We start from the raw sequence: 17646 nt of genomic DNA, 5'->3' as shown, positions 1-17646 counted from the left end.
AAATCGACTTGTTGTAGTAGAGCGATAAACCGACTATCATCGAGTTTACCTCTTCGATTACGACAGCCTTTTGATATTCGCAGACGGTAGTTTTCAGGCTCTTGATTTTGTCGAGGACTTCCCTGAACTTTTCGTTCAGCTTCTTGGTATTCGGGTAAACCTTGCAGGTTAGTGGGCGTTTTCTTACTTTACCCGTTCTACCTGTAAAGGTTCTTGGCTTTTCGACTTTCAGCCAAAACCCTAGGAATGACATTGCTTTCTCAGTAAGGTCAGTAATGACTGTTTTATCAGGAGAAAGTTGCAGTTTCAGCTTAGCCTCAAAGTATTTATTGAGTGCTTTTAACCGTCTTTCAGCTTCTTCTCTGGATTTGGTCAAGATAACCCAGTCGTCAGCGTATCTCACGAGAAATACAGGTTCGATTCCCTTTTGCCTCATTGCACGTCTGGCGTTCTTTTCGTTGGAATACTGTTCTAGTTGGTAAGGATTTTCGTACCAGCTTGATACAATCCAGTCAAAGTCGTTCAGATATACGTTTGCAAGCAGGGGGCTGATAATCCCACCTTGCGGTGATCCTAGAGTGGATTCTTCAAACACGCCTTCGTTCATTATTCCTGCTTTAAGCATTTTCATGACGAGTGCCAGCACCCTCTTATCAATTACACCCATTTTACTGAGTTTGTTGATGAGGAGTGAGTGGTCGATGTTGTCGAAGTAGCCTTTAATGTCTCCTTCGATTGCGAATCTAAACTCACCAATATTGATGAGACTTGCTATCCTTGCTATGGCGTGATGAGTTGACCGATATGGTCTAAAGCCGTAGCTGTGTGGATAGAATTTCGCTTCGAGGATGGGTTCTAGGACTATCCTGGCGCATTCCTGAATGATTCTGTCCTGCATCGTCGGTATTCCCAACGGTCTCATTTTGTCGGAGTTCCCTTTAGGAATGAGTTTTCTCCTAACTGGTTGGGGGTTGTAGCTTTCGAAGCATGTTTTAATGGTTCGAAGCAACTTTTCCCTCGGCATCTGAAGATAGTCTCTAATGACTTTCTTGTCGATACCTGCCGTCATACTGCCCTTGTTGGACTTAATGTTGTGTATAGCAGTTATGATGGTTTGTTCGTTAGTAATTAACTCATATAATCCAGTGAAGGACTTTCCGTCTTGAGACTGCCTGTATAGGGTGTCGAGTACTGATTTTAGTTCAGTCTCCGACTCGACTTGAGCATTAACCCTCATCTTCTCAGTCCTTCCTATATGTAATAGGAAGAAACTATCCAAGCAGAGATGAGTTAGCGATAGACTTTCGGACTGTACAATCCTCCAGCGTTAACTCAAGTCAAGGTTCTTTTAGTGGCAGTTATCAATCCGACTGCCCCCCTTCGCCATGTAAACGGCTTTCCCGTTCTCGGACTACTACGGGGGCTCTGACTTCCCACAAAACCTCAACGGACTGACATCCTCCGTTAAGTGGGATCTCCCACGTTCCCTGCTTCCTATCCCTATGTTTACTGACTTTTAGGTGCGTACCCTACCCCGGGGAACCTAGACGTGTTTTGAATCCCAGTTGTTCCACGTCTTTACGGATTATTTCAAATCCGCAGTTGTAATACCAACACACAAGATATTACAACGTATCCCATTGCCCCTTTCGGGTGAACTTGCGTTACGAGGCTGCATACGTTCGGATTAACTTCCTCACCATGAGTCGGCTTTTAAGGAGGCCCGCATCACTTTCGCCATATCCTTTCGGACTTAGGTTACTTGGATTACGACTTTACCTAGCTCTCAGACAGCTATTGGTGTCAGCCAATGTCCGCCTGTAGGAGTCTTAGCCCTCATGCCAAGCGTAACTTGTGGATTCGGCATGGCTTCCGCGTTTCACGGAAGATTTCAGAAACAGAGTTCTTGACTTTGACGTGCGAGTATTAGGGTGCACCTAGATACCGTCAAAGTCCGTCGCTTTTCCCTACAGTTGTAGGTTAGGCGAAACGTGGCGCACGTGTATACCTCAAATCTGGGTCGTCCGTAAGGTTTCCAGTAATAATATGAAGATTAAGAGGCATCTTCCGTTTTCTCCTTTAAATGATATTGGTCGTTTTACAGCTGGTGCTGAATGTTAAAAAACTCGATAATTAAGCGAATTGAACAGGTCGCTTTTCTCGAGTACGTAGATCAATTTCCGTGGGAAGTTTATTGGAAAGGAGTAGATCATCCAAACCTTTCCCATCATTGGAATTCCAAGTCCATAGAACAACATCTAAACCAATAGCCAATAGAGATTTAGCAAATTCCACTAAGGCTTTGAATACCTCGACATTCTTACCCGCCACTTTCGTTTCGGAGTAAAGAGCGTCTGAATCATAAGCCAGTACCAGGCGCTGCACTCCCCATGCTTGTACAAGAGGAACAACATCTTTCCAGTTTCCTACCCCAGGTAAACCAAGGACTAATCGCTTAAGCTTATTGGCCGAGATAGTAGATTTGTGTTCCCCTTCTGTAACTAGTACTTCATTTACCATCATTATGCTAGAAATATGAGTACCAGGATCCCAGATATTCATTAATTTTTGTGGGGCTACCACATTAATTGGAGCTCCTGAGGGTGCTCCTCCGCGGCTCATGTGAATTAGATTTTTCTCCCGATCCCGCTCCATAATGGAATTATCGAAGACCCATTGATTGTCAATCAGAGACACATTGGGAGGTGAACTAAACCAAATGTATTTGGGTGTTCCTCCCGTTGCAACCCGTAGCCGAACAATTCGAGCATTTTCATCTCTAACGGGTATAAAATACCCCTTTGACGCATTAATTGTCCAGTACCAGTCTTTCTCAATGCTAGGATCACCATTTTTTCTTAAGCGCTTCGTAAACCCTGGAACACGGTCCAAGGATTCTCCAGAATCAAGCAGCTTACGAATGATAGATTGGACATCTTCACGGGCTGGGACAGAGCGTATAAGAAGACTTACAACCTGCTCGTTGGTATACTGACGCTTCGGCCCAATTAACTCCATCGCATGTTCCGGTAGTAACGAGCACAAGCTGAGAAACTTGCGATAAATGCGATCGCAATCAACTGCACTTCGAGCTTCTACCTCGTTTCGTGGTGATTTTACATAAGAGGGGTTGGCTCCTTGTGTAGAATAAACTGATTGACTCTTTTGGGTGGCAACTGTTGATGTACTCCCTTCATATTCTACAGGGATATTCATTACTTTGGCTATGCCAACAAGAGCTTCAATATAATGCTGTTTCGGGTCATAGGATCCGAATACTGCCCAGCTCCAGTATTTAATAGCATCTCCCTTTGCTCCACATCCTCCACCGCCAAAGCAATTAAAAAAATTCCGACGTGGTTCAATGTAGCAATCCGGAGTTTTCTCCTCATGTAGCGGGTTCGGACAAAATACAACATAGCTAGATCCCCTACGTTGTGGAGCATGATTCATCCTTTCTGCGAGTTCAAGAACCGATACTGAGCGAATAGTATCGATAAAAGACGGCGCAAATTTCATAAAACCTCTCTCCTTTTGATTAATCGTTGGTTGGTTAATGTTGGGCATAAAAAAAACGCCCAATTAGACGATGAATTAACCCAATTACCTAATAGCAATCGAGTATCCAATACCTAATTCGGCGTTTTTTGCTACACGCAAATCATTTATCCACGAGCGCTTGCCTGTGGCTAGAACAGTAAATTAATTCTTTGTTAATAGGTCTGATTATATCATAACTTGAATAGAATTGTAAGGATATCCAAGGATGAAATAATGAGCGGAAGCGAAACCTTACCAATATAAATCATCATTCAGTACAATTATTAAGATATATACTTTAGACATATTTTAAAACAATAGAGTTTAATACCATAGGAAAACATTCCTTTGAAAAGCCGTGTCACCCCTACGTTTGACGTGTGTCTTCGTGCAACTCTAGCAAGCGTCATTCATGATTCACATAGCAGAATGCAGTTTCCCCAAGGATTATGCAGAATTCCCACTGATATTTTCAATATTACCAGATTTCAATGCAATATTCACAGTTATTGAATACCTTTTTTTACCAAACAAAAACCCCCGATAGCTGATTTGGATCACGGGGGTTCTTCTAAAATCGGATTATTAAGGCCATAACGGGTTGAAAAGAATGGATCAATTCCAATAAATCCAACACCAATAGCCACTTCCTTGAAGGTTGAGTGGCTACAATTCGTATTTGTTTACAAAAAAAGGTAATGAATTATGCTGTTTTCGGAAATAGCTTATTAATTTCTGCTAGCGCAGCATCGCGTAATTGAATCATCGTATCCTGGATGATATTGAAAGCAGCCGTTGCTGAAGAACTAATGAGCCCTTTAAAACCGGTAGAAAGGAGTTTATAGCCTTCTGCTTCTTTCTCGCATAATGCTTTGACAAAATCTATCGCCTCTTCTTTTGTAGAGAAGCGGGAACGCAGTTTTGACTTTCCTTCAGCATCCTTGCCCAATCGAGCACGAACCCATCCAGTTAGCATTTCTTCAAGCAGTTTGACCAGTGATGCGCGCAATGCTACCTCTTGAAAAATCTCCTCTTTTGAATAAGGCAGAAATCCGTTTTGTTCAAGGCGGTTTGAAAATTTGGTATAGAGGTTATGTTGACCCTTCTCTTGAATATCTGTCATTTCTGATAGAAGAGTATAGCGTGCATAATAGTCCTTTGTGATGATCTGTAGTTGCTCTCTGATTGAATCTTGATATACAGAACTAAAGTAAGCTTGAACTTGATCAGGTGTAGATAAATCCATAGTTTGATTTTTTCGTTGCATGCGGATAAACCGATCCAGTGCCTCGTTAAATGCATGTCGAAGTACACGGCGGCTCCATTCAAAGAAATATTCCCGCTGCCTTAAAATGTGTGTTTCCATAATTCGTTCAGCAGAAGCAAATCGTGCTTTTTGTTCTTTCAAAATAGCAATTAAATTCTCCTCGTTGTTAGCGAATTGATGGAGACCGTTCAAGCGAAATGTATTTTCCAAAAGCAGCTGCTCTTTCTTATAAGAGTCAGCCTGGAGTGCTACCGGTGTAAACGTGAATTGAATAAACTTTTCTTGCTTGCGCGTATACTGATTTAGCTTGAATAGCCGTTGAATGGTGACATAATCCCCACAATGATTTTGAATGGTTTGGAGAAGTTGGTCGAAGCGGGAATTACGATCCAATGTTAGCGCGGAGAACCCACTGCGAGAGTGAAACCGGCTTTCTGGTAGAGTTACGATATCCTGTCCGCTCTTGGACAGTTCAAATAACGCCTCCAACAGGATCCGCATTGCGTTTACAGGCAGATTTCTGAAATTTGGCGTGTAGAATAGTTTATATGTTTTGCAGTAGTGATTTCCCCGCTCGTATTGAACTGAAAGCGGTACATATGTAAAACGATACATATTTCCAAATTGAGGATGGCTTGTCAGGATACCTTCACGGATCATTTTTGCCATGCACTCACGAACATAGTTAATGGTGGAATCGACTTTCTCGGCAATCTCTTGATCACTAACCCAAATATAACCATCCTGATCACATGCATTATCAAAAAGAGCCAGACAGATTAGAAGCTGTGTTCTTGGCAGTGTTCTAGCTCTACGGATGAATGGTTCAAAAATCTTGTTCATATGTCTGGTCTCCTTCCCTGCAGGATCACAGACAATAAAAAGAGCGAAGTTTAAAGAAGAGTATATACTCTCATCAACTTCACCCAACCAATTTTATCGTTTCCACTCGAATATTATCGAAAAAAAAACAACAGGAAACTAAGGGTTATTCTTCATCCTTTTAAAAAAATCTGATACAATAAGGAAGAAGTAACCAATTGGAGTTGGGCAATTTTATTGTCTGATTTCGTAATTGTAAGAGTCGCCTGGAAAACCACTCTTACGTTGATGAATGGCAAACATCTGGTGGGAATGTGCTGGAACACAATCCTGCTAAAGCTCTCGGCTGGAACCGAGGGCTTTTTTCATTTGGTAGATTCTCTCTGCTGAAATACTATCACTACTATCAAAAACTGGCAAACGGAGCCAGAAGTCCCGAACGGAGCTACACGTCCCGAACGGAGCTACACGTCCTTATTGATCGGAGCTACAGGTCCGTATTGATCGGAGCTGCATGTCACTAATCATCGGAGCTATAAGTCCTAATCGGAGCTATAAGTCCTCATTCATCGGAGCTACACGTCCTAATCGGAGCAACAGGTCCCCAATTTTCGGAGCTACACGTCCTAATCGGAGCTATAAGTCCTCTATTTTCGGAGCTACACGTCCTTATTTGTGCTTCTGAAAAATTTCTAAAAAAATTTTTTAATCTCATTTTTCCCACGGAGCCACAAGTCCTAAACGGAGCTGTACGTCCCCTGTTTTCGGAGCTACACGTCCTGAACGGAGCTATAAGTCCTGATTTGGGAAACAAGCATAGAGACATCACTATCCAAATAACAGATTGGTGGCATGGCACGTACCAGGAGCGATTTCTTGTTGTGTCGGGTTGGTACTATTGCTTCAGGTGTTCAATTTAAACTGAGCAACCATACAATTCGCTGCTCCATTCCTCCTGGACCCCCACCGCCTTTCCACCATGGGCTGCCAAAACGTGTCTATTTTTCGTTCTATGACTTTATTTTCTACTCTTAAACTATATTTTCACTAAACAATAAGACGCGAAATAGTTTGACTAAATAAAGAAAATCGGCAGCCTCAGGACATGATAATAAGGTCTTAGGCTGCCGCTAATTATTAGGCTATCAACTTCACAGAAAGGAAACAACTCATGCCCTCTAATGCTTTTAAATCGAACATCGAAACGTTGGAAGTTTAAGGAGTTCAATCAAGCAGTTTCAGATGCGTGAAAAAGATTGAGACCAAATACATAGAACAGGGCCTACGAATTGTGTATCGTTAGGTCATGTTTTCCTTCCATAGCTCTACCCATCCCTCGATCGGTTCTTCTTGATCGAATTTACTTTTCTTGTTAAATGCAGTTTGGATCAGCTGCCTCCGTAGTGTTTCCACCTTCGATAATAGGCCAAGAGCTTTGTCATCCTTTCGATATTTAAGCTCGCTTTGAACGATTTTGTAGCTCAGAAGTACTCGCGGTGGTTCATTATCGAACAATTTGTCCAGGATGCTGACAGTCCCGTCTAAGTCGAAATAATTTCCCATTTCAATAAGCAATTTTATTATGTGGTCAGACATCAAATGTCGGGTAAGCAGCTGGTGATACGCGCGACTACCCAACAGTTCAAGAGGTGAATCGCAATTCATGCTAATACAATCAATCACCTCAACTAATTTGAGGGTAACCTCTTCTTCCTCCTCCTCGTTTAAGTTGTCGTAGAGTATCTCCCATAACGCCTGGCTGTCTGCCCCGTTGACTTTTACGGTCCAGTGTAACATGATTTCCGTCATCAGTGACACAGCTGATTTCGGGCCATTTCTGCAAAAGTGGGAGCAAGCCTGCAAAACCCGTTCCTTGAAACTTGCGTCTGCAAAGGTACTAATTACCCTTCGAAGCGCATACGAGAGTGCACTAGCGAAAGCGGGATGTTCAGGACGCTTCAACAATTCCAAGACTATACATGGCCATCTGTAATCACGGGAGACGCCAGTAAGATTATATAGCTCGCCAGGCTCTGTTCCGTAAACCTTGATAGCGTCCGTAAGTAAGCCGGTATCCGCCCGCTCAATCAACTTTGTTACAGCAAGTGGTAGGACCAATGCTGTTGGATCCCCCAGCAGAAGTTCGCAAATCTCAAGTGGATTTTCATCTCGTGTCAACGCAATAGCTTTGAGCCAACGGACGTCGCTTCTGTCGGATTGCAGCAAATCCAGGACTTGAGCTTTTTCCTGAGCACGCAGCCCTTTCCAGTATATTACATATTCGGAGAGAGCCATGGATACCATGTAAGAATCCCGGTGGCCAAGGAGCTGGACGACGAGATGTTCTCTAAAGGGAATGCTACTGGTTGTATTGTCTAATAAAAAATTCAGGAAGCCCATTCCAAAGTCGCTAGGGCGCCTATGGGTAATTGTGCGCGCCACCCATTCAAACCATGCTTTAGTTATCCGCACTATTTGATCCTCTGTGAGCTGACGAGCTGCTAATCTGGTGGATTCAAATAGGTAACCTTCATCAATGTCATGAAACTCGCTAGGAATGTAATCAAGGAAAACCGGAAGCAATGAACCCCATAGAAGGATAAGCTCTTTTTGCTCCTCAGAGGACATATGCTTCCAGTCTAAACGAAACTTTTCGGGTTTCTGAAAGAATTTGGTCATGAATTCATGAGCGGCTACGCAGTTAACTTTAACCTTCAGCACTTCCTCCAGTCTCTCTCGTACCCGCTCACGTGTATCAAAAGACCAGTGTTTCCATCCTTGAAAGCAGCCTTGGATTCCTTGTAATACGACGAAAGGATGCGGATCACTCAAAACGAGATTGACATGCACTGGATTTTCTCCGTATTCGTTAAGAAAGCTAAAAGCTGCGGCCTCACGGATAAACCCTTCTTTATACGTTAACAGCTGCTTAAGGAGTGATAGTTTGACGGCGGCATCTAACTCATGTTCATCCACTATTCGAGCGAATCGCCACGCTTCCTCGGGAATCACTTTGGAGGATTCATCCGGGGATTGGAGACGCTTTGCGATAGCATGGAACACTTCATCCGAGATATCATCAACTTCAACACTCGTTCTTGGCCAGAGGTAACCTTCAGTATCTTCTTCTTTTAGCTTAGGAATCCCGTCGTACCAATCGAGGTTATAGTCGGTGAAACTATACGTTTCGATGTACCTTAAAACTACTTCAACTTCTTCGGTCGGTAGCTCATCGACTCGCGCGGTTAACAGCACGAGTGCTTCGTCTCGAATGGTCGGGTAAGGGCAAGACAATGCCTGAAGAGCCATGCTCCGTATCTCTCTGCGGAAATCCTGTTCCGGATAAGCTCCATAGATTCTTTTCAAGCTTCGGATACAGGACAACATAACGCTAAAGACTCCATGGCTGAGCAATTGCTGTATAATGACGCGCAGACGCTTTTTCCCAAAAGTACTCTGCTTCTCAACAAGATACATCGCAGCCTCATAATAGGTTGGGTGAGCAAACATCCATTTTCCATCCATATGAACTATATACCCTGCTCGCTCCAGTTCCTCCAAAAAGGATTCTGCGGCTGACAAACCGTTGGGAAGATTCGATTCGTCATATACCGATTGCAAGAGCTTAATGAGCTCCTGCTCTACTATTCCAAAGCCTATGTTGCACCCCAATACCATAGTAATGAGTAGGATGAGTTCGGCAGGCCCTCGGCTCTGGAATGATTGACCCAGCTGAACGGAATCTACCTTAGCTAGACTTGATAATTCAGAGAAGCTTTTATCGGTTAACTGGTGCCGTTCACTAAATGCCAGGTGTCGGATTTGTCCCGGCTGCAATACGGCTGAAGGCTCCGCCGCCATTCCGTTTGTTACTATGTCTCGCACGCTGTTGGGCAGATGCTGCATATTCGAATATTCAGACCAGACATTAATGGCGAACTGGGGGTCGTTAACTGTCAAGTCTCTCCAGAGGTTTGTCCCTATGCTCCAAGTCTCCAATGAAGGGCTGCCATTAAGAGATTGTAGCAGATCCTTTCTTGAAGTGACGATCAGTTTTCGATGCGGGGCAAGTTGTTCAATCAGCGAATATAAACGCCCCCACGAATTAGTTGCATCCTGATCCAGACTGGTGTGGCCGAATGGATCTTCTAGGAAACATATTCGGCTTTCGCTGCTCGTTGTAGTCAAGTACCGATAAGCCGTGTCTAATTGATTCTCTTTGACGTATGTAAATCCTTGATGAGCACGCAGTTGCTCTGCTATCCACTCAGCCATATGAGATTTACCACAAAAGGAAATGCCCGTAAGCAGTAGAACATTATGCTGCTCCAGGTCGCGGAGGAGGAGGTCGCTGTCTTCCCGTGGTACGTGGATACGCCGTGAGAAGGCTCGATTCCCGGCATACTTATTTAAGACCTCCTGTATAAGAGGGATGACATTCTTTCTCTCATCACGGGCCTCTCTCACAGCCTTCTCTAACTCGGATATCACAGAAGGAGCTGTATGCTCTGGAATATGATGATGAAGTTTCATCAAGCGAATCACATCTGCTTGGATTCTTGGAGCATCTACCCGCTCCCAAATCAGGATACGGCGAGCCATCTCACGTAATGCGGATTTATCCGCTTTCAGTTGCAGAACCTGCTGCTTACAAAAAGCGTCCCGACTCTGTTGCATTGTCTTTTTTCCTTCGTACGCCTTTGAGTATGCTTCTAGGAACAAATCGGCGAGTCTGCCATCCAGCGGAGACTTTGAATGCACTTGAATGTTCCCTATTGGTTTGAGAAAGGTCTGTGTAGCGTCTGAGCATCGACTTTGTGTAATGAACAATGCTTGACGACGGTGATCACTAATTAACCTGCTCAATAAATTGTCGACAGCCTTACGATCTGGAAAGTGTCCGACCCATTTGGCCAGGCTTTCCATCCCCAGTGTTCCTTGCTCGCTTTTGACTTGAGTTTCAATCGTAATGTTTTCTTCGTCAAACGTAAAATGAATTTCTGCATCCTCGCCATCTTTCTTCTCAACAATTAGCTCCAACTCGTCACGATCCCACAAGAGAAGAGCCAAATACACTGTCTGCAAGTATTGATAATCGTAGCCTTGCGGGCCTGTCTGCTCAATTGACATTGTCAAAGAACTCCTTTGGTCATGAATGGATAATTGCTTTGTTCTAGTCACACATCGAGAGGTACGTTGTTTCAAGTATAACAGAATCGTTTGCTTATCGGACTTTGTGCCCCGCTTCCTGATTCGTCAGGTGTGCAGGCAGGGGCGATGAAAAGCGGCTACCTACCGGACAGTGTAACCGGGAGGAAAGGCAGCAACACACTTCTGGGAGCGGGGGCTGGCCGACATGGCAATGAATCCTCAGCTGCACTGTGACTCCCCGAGCTTACTCTTGACAGACTATACCTAAATAAGTGGATACTATGGATCAATACTGCGGTTAGAGTATGATTCCGAGGGTAAGATGACTAGGAGTCATTGAAGTAAAGTTTTCAAACACGTTATTTTCGAAACAGTCTTTGCATTTTGCAGGGACTTTTTCAATTGCATGTTCCCCTTATGTTCGTATATAATACGAACTATTTGTAAGATAGAGTGAAGATTTCGTTTGATCAAGCCCCAAAATACTAAGGAATGATATTATGTGTCATACGATATATGCGTATGGCATTTTTTCTTTCTCCAACGGTTCTGCCAGCTAAACATGACGTTTTAAGGTTACGGGTATTCAACCGTTGCCTCCTGGATAAACTGGTAATGTACTTTTGATATTGAAAAGTACAAAACTTATGGGGAGAAAGAGAAATGCCTACTTTAGAGCAACTTTCCGAATGATTGCCGCAACAAAAAAGGAACGGCTCCTTTCGGGAAAATATCAGAATGTTCCGGTTTATACTCTCTCTGTCCAGTAAATAATGAGAAATATGAAGAAAAATAAATCGGTGGCAGCGCGAACAGCCGCCACCCAAAATGGAGAGTGATCCCCTTGCTGAATGATTTGCAACGTCATGAGTTGGCCAAGCTATTGCGAAAAAGTTCCTCACATGATCCCTGGAGTCTGGACCGCATCGTCTCGCATTTCGGTCTGCAACTCACCACTAAAAGAGAAAAAGAAAGACTTCGCAGGGAGGTTAAGGCCCTTCCCCTACGTTATCCAGACCTGGATGGAATCTTCAATGTTGGGAAAGGTTATTTCTTGCCTCGCAGCCCCTTGGATAAGCAAAAGATAATTGACTTTTATGAATCGCGGCAGAACGGATTTTACCGGAGGATGCTTTATTTCGCAGAAAAGGTGAATGAGCAGCAGAGAATCGAAGCCGGTCAATAAAAGATGGCTGTCGTCATTGGTCAACCGTAGGAGGCAGATCTACCGGTACGCCTGCTAAGGGATACTCGCCGGTTCCATAAAGAGCTTTTTTCCTAGCAAGCAAAACAGTAATATATAGAGAGGGAATTTAATCGGAGGGGCGATACGATGGATAATATGCGATTTCATCGGGGGAAAATGGTTGTTGATGATCATGAGATCCTGATCTTTCAGCTAGAAAAAGGAGAAGTCACTCATCAAAAATTTGAACGGCTACTCAGCTTCATAGCTGACCTGGACAAGAGACAAGACAAGGGTTTTGGCTCCCTCATGCTGGCCATCGATGGATGGGATCACGTTCCGGAAGAATTGTACGAAATCCCCCAAGTGAGGAAATTCATGGTGAAGCTCATTCGTATGATCCCTCATCTCCTGTTTTACTTGAATCCCGTGAATCAAATGCCTTATCAGCTGTTAGCCAGCTTATCCGATGTTCAAAAATTTTATCACGGCCCTGTAACGATGCCCGAGTATATTCAGGGACAACACGATGCTCTAATCAAACTCCCCCGAGAAATGGCCACCCTGATGCTGAATGCCATAAAGCAGCATGCAGAAACCGTTCAGTTTGATGATAAAGATGGGGAATTACCTGTTATTTATGGGCTGATTGAGCGTCTTTCCAACCAAAAATAAGTCATTTTAGCCAAAGGCCACTCCGTTGTGAGTGGCCTTATTCATAGCGCATGATCGCTTTCAATGATTAACGGATCGAATCCGGTCGAAAAATGGGAGCTACCCTTCTGTTTCTCTCCTTTTCCCATTCCAGCATAAGCCTTTCTTCTCATTTGAAGATACCATGGGCATAATCTTCCCAATCGGGCCGGATCTTCCCCTAGCTGCCGCCACCTTTCCACCCGTAGATGTGTTACGGTTTGCCTTTGATGGAAAAGAAACAGCAACCGTTCATAAATCCGGTTGCTGTTGCATCTCTCATTTCGGATACTCAACATACTATGTACAGCATTGTGCTACTTTCAATTCATCACTTCTTCTTATCCAACCCTTAACGTGGTGAAAATCGGCTTTTATATTTTCTCAAATCCCATTAAATTAGTTAATTTTCGCGTTTTGTTAGCTGTTTCCCCCGAAGAAGTAAGTGATTCAGAATTACATCCGATTGCGAACCTATGTTCTTGTTTGCTATACTGAAATCACAGCTTTTACATCAGAAATATCATGTGGCACATTATTATTTTTCCTTTGGTTCAACCGACCAGAGACCAGTTTAGTGGTTAATTCTAGATAACAAACGTTCCTGTTGAGGTGATTCCAATGGAAAGAATCGACGCTGTTATTGATGGCCAACTCCAAGCTGTTCCCGTATTAACCCTAAAGCATCTCATAGCCATAAGCAAAATCCACACTGGGGTAAGCCCCGGTTGCGCACCAGACATATTAAGGGACCTAGTAGAAGCCGGATTGGTGGAGGAGACAGCAAATGAGTTTGTTGTATGAGAATTACTATGAGCAAGTCGTAGATCCGTTACCACCGGTTGATTTAGACGACTTGGCTGCTATGAAAGTCATCATCTATGATTCCGTACGCAAAGACTATGCACTCAATGTCGGATGGATTGAGGAGTGTATACGGAGGGAATGGGGAGTAGTCAAAGACATCAACCAAGTCGAGCGGAAAATCAAGCTTGTAAGAGTCGACGGCTTTTGGTGGGTGCCCATCGACCATTTATTACAGGTTGAGCGGGTGTAATCGAAAATGATAGTCCAATGGCGGGAAATTCTGCATGAAACAATCCTTTATGGCATGCTTTTTAAGGCAATCGCCCTTGATGCTGAAATCCTTAATCAGGATCAGCTCAAAATGTCATACCGGCCAATGATGGATAGCATCTCTATGTGGGCGGAGCGGCAACACCACAAATATCGTAATCAGTTTGTGCGGCTTGGTGGAAAGATTCATGTCCAGAAGAAGGAAGATGATTTTCTATACTTTGTCCTTGTATCTATACATGGACGCCAGGAAAAATGTATCTACAATGCTGAAATATTGAAAGCTGAATGCCAGGTACGGCTTAACAATTATCTGTACGACGCCAAGCAGCAGGCGAACGGGCGTGCATAGTACTTAAGAATTCCAGTAACATCTAAGGACTTGAAAAGATCCCAAGATTATCGCCCGAAGAAGTTTGCCGAATCATTGCCAGTGGGAAGCATGATTCCTAAAAACTAGTCTTACTCTAAATCTGGTTGCGTCGTTCTATATCAACACTAGTATGTCGTGCAGCAGTGTACCCAGCATCATTGATTTAGTTGGCCGAGTCCGTTTCGAATAAAATATCATGCTCTAGCCATAGCAGCTGAAAGACTCTAGCAGAGAAGACAAACAAGCCCTAACGGTTTCGTAGGGCTCGTACATGAAATAATAAACAGGGGCATAAATATTAAGCCCCTGCTTTCTAAACTTGAGCATATGAAGTTACTTCGTCATCTAATAAGTTAACAGATGGCATTTCTACAGGAGGGCCAAGAATGATTGTTTTAGGTGTTCTTCTGCCGTCTCTTAAAATATCATAGTTTCCAATCACACCGCGCTCCTTCAGTTCCTCAAGAGCTAACTCAATCGTCTTTCCAGCTCGCGATTTTTTCGAATCGCCAACGCCAATCTGATCCGCAAGTACTTTAGCATCAATGGTACGAACACCACTTTGAAGGAGACGTAAAACGTTTATATAGAGCGTTTTAGATGCTTCTGTCTCAAGGTCATGGAAAAGCATCATACTGATACCGAGAAAGCTACCGTTTTCGAGACTTTCTTGTAGAGTTTCACTTAAAGTGATGTATACCATTTTCGTTTTATCATCTACAAAGCCCTTTTCAAACGGATGATACCAGCCAGTTCCTGAAATGAGCTCTGTATCAAGTACACTTTCTTGATTGTAAACATCGATCCTCACCGTTGTAGATAAGATGTTGCCAATGCTCTCTTTGGCCTTCTTATAATTGCCCCCACTAGCATCCAAAAAAGCAGCTTTTAATAGATCCTTTAAGTAGAACGAGTAGGTCTTTTGTTTACCGTTGACTTCCCACAAATAAAGGATGGACAGAAGAATCCGGGTATCATATGAAGCCAGCAAGGAGCCTTTTGACTCCGAATTTTTGATGGTAACTTGGTGGTACCCATTCTTCTTTACTTCGAATCCACCTAGCGGCAGCCGAGGGATATCATTTTCTGAAGGGACATATGAATTAAAAAAGCCATAATCTATTAATTTTTTCTCAACTGGATAGTTGTTTCGTTTGTGTTCTTCACGCTTAAGTTCAACGGTCTTATTCAATACTTCCAGTTTAATTTCCACAAGGTTACGTTCTTCCAATACTGAGTCATCCGCATGTGATTCTCCCCAACTGGATAAAACCACTTCACTGAGCTTAAACCAATTTTCCTTTAAAATGTTAATGTATTTTTCAAGGGCACGTAGTTGAAAGTTAGTGAATGAATCAGCCAATGCACGGACTTCTTTCTGGTACTCAGCTTCAGAGCCAGCAGCCAACAGTAGACGCTTTTTTTCAAGTAAAGGCGGTATGTTTTTTTCAAGCGCATCGATCGCTTTTTTGTTCATCTTTACCTCCACCTTTCCCTCACTTCCTTTCATCATAGTATGTCTAAGGCGTACTCGTCCATAGTCAAATAAAAAAAGCACGTTGAAAAAGCCGAGTGAACGGCTTAATTCAACAGTGCTTCTGCTGATCAATTCATATGTTTTATTAATTTGAGTATATAAAAAAGGTTGGAAATCGACAACCCTCTTCGTTTTCTTGGGAAAAGACCAGGAGTGAGTCCTGGCCTATTTTCGGTTGCGGATAATCCGCTTTACATGTGTTGTTAAGTCGCGTGACAGGTTTTTTTCCACGATGATACTACGGCCCGGATACATATATTGAACTGCTTGTAACGAACGGGCGTCTCTTGGACCGATATATAAACAGAGCACATCTATTCCCTGCTTATCGGCTTCAAGAACGATATCACGGATAGTGTCTTTATCTTCACCGGCAGAAAAACATGGTTGGCCATCTGAGAGCATGATGAGGAGACGAATATCCTCGCGATACTTTGCAATCTCATTAATCGACCATTGTAATGCAAGGGTGTCTCGGTTTCCAATCTCAGGTTCCATACCACCTATTAAGCTTTTTTCTGTGTTGCTAAAACGACCAAACGGTTTGAATGGGAAAATCTTACTGCGACAACCCCTGCCATCCTCCAGATCCATTTCAGTAAAACCATAGGAAGCTACAGGAATGCCCGCCTTCTCACAAGCTTCAACCATGAGCACCGTTGCTCGTCTCATTTCGTCTATCCGACGAGATCCGTTAAAGTCGCTTCGGCCTGTAGATCCGGAAATGTCTGTTTGTAAGAGAATGCGTGCTTGTTTAGCTGGCTTTCCTTTCTTATTCCGTTCAAACACATTGGAATCAGCCAAATAATCAACTCGCCAAGCTCTGCTAATCATTACGGAGCCAGATCGTTGGTTACAGCTTTTTTTATCTGGAATAGGTTGCAGCAGTTCTGATAGAGCACGTGCAGCTGGTGCAATATGGCGTCTCACGGCGTTATATGCTGTAAGGTAGTTGGTAAGATCCGATCGATAATATAGCCCAATATCAACCTCATTGCTTGTGACAGTTCCATTATTCAAATGAAGTTGAATCCCCTCCGTTCTCCATTCGTAAGGTGCTGTTTCTTCTTCCGTATCTTGCTCATCTTTTTCTTGTTGTTTCTGCTCTACACGGAGTGTAGAGGAGAAATTGGGTTTCTCTCCATCCTTTCTTCTGGGAGCGGGAGCTGTAACGAGTATTGCAGCTGCTCGCTTCGAATTTTCATCTGCTGTCTCCTTGGTACCCCACTGAGCGTTCTCGTGGTGATCGACATACTCGAAATCATTTGGTTGTTGTCCAACTGTATCCATCCACTCTAATAGTTTTGGCCAGACGATTTTTATAATCTCTAGCGCCACATCAAGACAACACGCTGTGGAGGTTGTTTGACGAGCCTTTTCAATGAGAGCTTGAATGGAGTCCACAAGATTAACTGACTCTGGAAGCCATCCAGTAATGTCGGTCATCCCTAAGCTCCGGTGCATAAAGCAAGAGCGAAAATCACGAGCTGCTTCTTTCCCTATCCCCGCTTCTCTGTTACCGAACTTCCATTCGTAGTTGCAAAAGTCAAGATATTCCGCTGTGGTTGGTTTTTCAGTAGCAGTGAGCAACTCCATTCGGCCATCCAAGAGAACATTGCCAAAAAATTGGAGCCAGGCGATCGGGTACTTGAGATTAGAAATCCAGTCAGATGTATTGAGGGTATGGTGTACTTGAAGCCAGTTCGTATAGTCATCTATGCAGTCGTACTCAAGATGGCCTCTTTCATGGATAGCATGAGCTTTACGGATCACGCGTTGTTCATGTAGATCAAAGGATCGGCAATCCGGCCTTTGCACGTTGTAAATAATATAAATATCTTTACCGTCGGTATAACTTGTTTCGGAGCTAGTCCAATAGAATCCAAACTTTGCAGAACCAAACAAAATGCGAAGGTAGCGGCCAAGCCGGCTACCTTCACGTTCCTTCATAATTTCATCTTTATTACGTAATACACTCATTGCTAGTGCCATACGGTATC

Annotated in this window: 10 protein-coding genes; 4 read left to right on the top strand and 6 right to left on the bottom strand. The window is 43.4% G+C overall.

The features are described from left to right. From ltrA to AB1L17_RS22555, 4 genes are all read right to left on the bottom strand, one after another. The coding region (gene ltrA, locus AB1L17_RS22570) for a group II intron reverse transcriptase/maturase (protein WP_412848888.1) at positions 1–1237 on the bottom strand (1237 nt) is incomplete at its 3' end. Positions 1238–2133: 896 nt separating this feature from the next. After that, positions 2134–3519, bottom strand: a complete 1386-nt coding sequence (locus tag AB1L17_RS22565; RefSeq protein WP_412847457.1) for a CHC2 zinc finger domain-containing protein — start codon at positions 3517–3519, stop codon at positions 2134–2136. A gap of 724 nt (positions 3520–4243) precedes the next feature. Continuing rightward, positions 4244–5650: a hypothetical protein gene (locus AB1L17_RS22560; protein WP_412847458.1), complete on the bottom strand. Its 1407-nt coding sequence runs from the start codon at positions 5648–5650 to the stop codon at positions 4244–4246. Between the two features lie 1278 nt (positions 5651–6928). Next, positions 6929–10759: an nSTAND3 domain-containing NTPase gene (locus AB1L17_RS22555; RefSeq protein WP_412847459.1), complete on the bottom strand. Its 3831-nt coding sequence runs from the start codon at positions 10757–10759 to the stop codon at positions 6929–6931. 865 nt (positions 10760–11624) lie between these two features. On the opposite strand from AB1L17_RS22555, the gene AB1L17_RS22550 reads away from it, so the two are divergent. The 4 genes from AB1L17_RS22550 (at position 11625) to AB1L17_RS22535 (ending at position 14088) form a co-directional block, all read left to right on the top strand. Beyond that, the gene (locus AB1L17_RS22550; RefSeq protein ID WP_412847460.1) at positions 11625–11966 is read left to right on the top strand and encodes a hypothetical protein; all 342 of its coding nucleotides are present in this window, start codon (positions 11625–11627) and stop codon (positions 11964–11966) included. A 147-nt stretch (positions 11967–12113) separates the two neighbouring features. Then, positions 12114–12641 (top strand): hypothetical protein, encoded by a 528-nt coding sequence (locus tag AB1L17_RS22545; protein ID WP_412847461.1) that lies wholly within the window; start codon positions 12114–12116, stop codon positions 12639–12641. A gap of 805 nt (positions 12642–13446) precedes the next feature. Further along, positions 13447–13716, top strand: coding sequence for a hypothetical protein (locus tag AB1L17_RS22540; protein ID WP_412847462.1), 270 nt, complete (start codon positions 13447–13449; stop codon positions 13714–13716). Between the two features lie 6 nt (positions 13717–13722). Next, positions 13723–14088 (top strand): YhjD family protein, encoded by a 366-nt coding sequence (locus AB1L17_RS22535; protein ID WP_412847463.1) that lies wholly within the window; start codon positions 13723–13725, stop codon positions 14086–14088. 334 nt (positions 14089–14422) lie between these two features. Here AB1L17_RS22535 and AB1L17_RS22530 read toward each other — a convergent pair whose 3' ends face one another. Next, entirely contained in the window at positions 14423–15586 is a 1164-nt protein-coding gene (locus tag AB1L17_RS22530) for a hypothetical protein (RefSeq protein ID WP_412847464.1), read from the bottom strand. Positions 15587–15811: 225 nt separating this feature from the next. Beyond that, on the bottom strand, positions 15812–17638 hold the full coding sequence (locus AB1L17_RS22525) for a vWA domain-containing protein (protein ID WP_412847465.1): 1827 nt from the start codon (positions 17636–17638) through the stop codon (positions 15812–15814). Between the last annotated feature and the right edge of the window lie 8 nt (positions 17639–17646).

The organism is Brevibacillus jepli (assembly GCF_047229145.1).
GTDB lineage: Bacteria > Bacillota > Bacilli > Brevibacillales > Brevibacillaceae > Brevibacillus.
This window is presented reverse-complemented; position numbering and strand designations above follow the sequence as displayed.

What these genes read in the sequence shown, in the direction of transcription:
- AB1L17_RS22565 (WP_412847457.1), bottom strand. Translation starts at nt 3,519, where the DNA reads ATGAAATTTGCGCCGTCTTTTATCGATACTATTCGCTCAGTATCGGTT.
- AB1L17_RS22560 (WP_412847458.1), bottom strand. Translation starts at nt 5,650, where the DNA reads ATGAACAAGATTTTTGAACCATTCATCCGTAGAGCTAGAACACTGCCA.
- AB1L17_RS22555 (WP_412847459.1), bottom strand. Translation starts at nt 10,759, where the DNA reads ATGTCAATTGAGCAGACAGGCCCGCAAGGCTACGATTATCAATACTTG.
- AB1L17_RS22545 (WP_412847461.1), top strand. Translation starts at nt 12,114, where the DNA reads ATGGATAATATGCGATTTCATCGGGGGAAAATGGTTGTTGATGATCAT.
- AB1L17_RS22540 (WP_412847462.1), top strand. Translation starts at nt 13,447, where the DNA reads ATGAGTTTGTTGTATGAGAATTACTATGAGCAAGTCGTAGATCCGTTA.
- AB1L17_RS22535 (WP_412847463.1), top strand. Translation starts at nt 13,723, where the DNA reads ATGATAGTCCAATGGCGGGAAATTCTGCATGAAACAATCCTTTATGGC.
- AB1L17_RS22530 (WP_412847464.1), bottom strand. Translation starts at nt 15,586, where the DNA reads ATGAACAAAAAAGCGATCGATGCGCTTGAAAAAAACATACCGCCTTTA.
- AB1L17_RS22525 (WP_412847465.1), bottom strand. Translation starts at nt 17,638, where the DNA reads ATGGCACTAGCAATGAGTGTATTACGTAATAAAGATGAAATTATGAAG.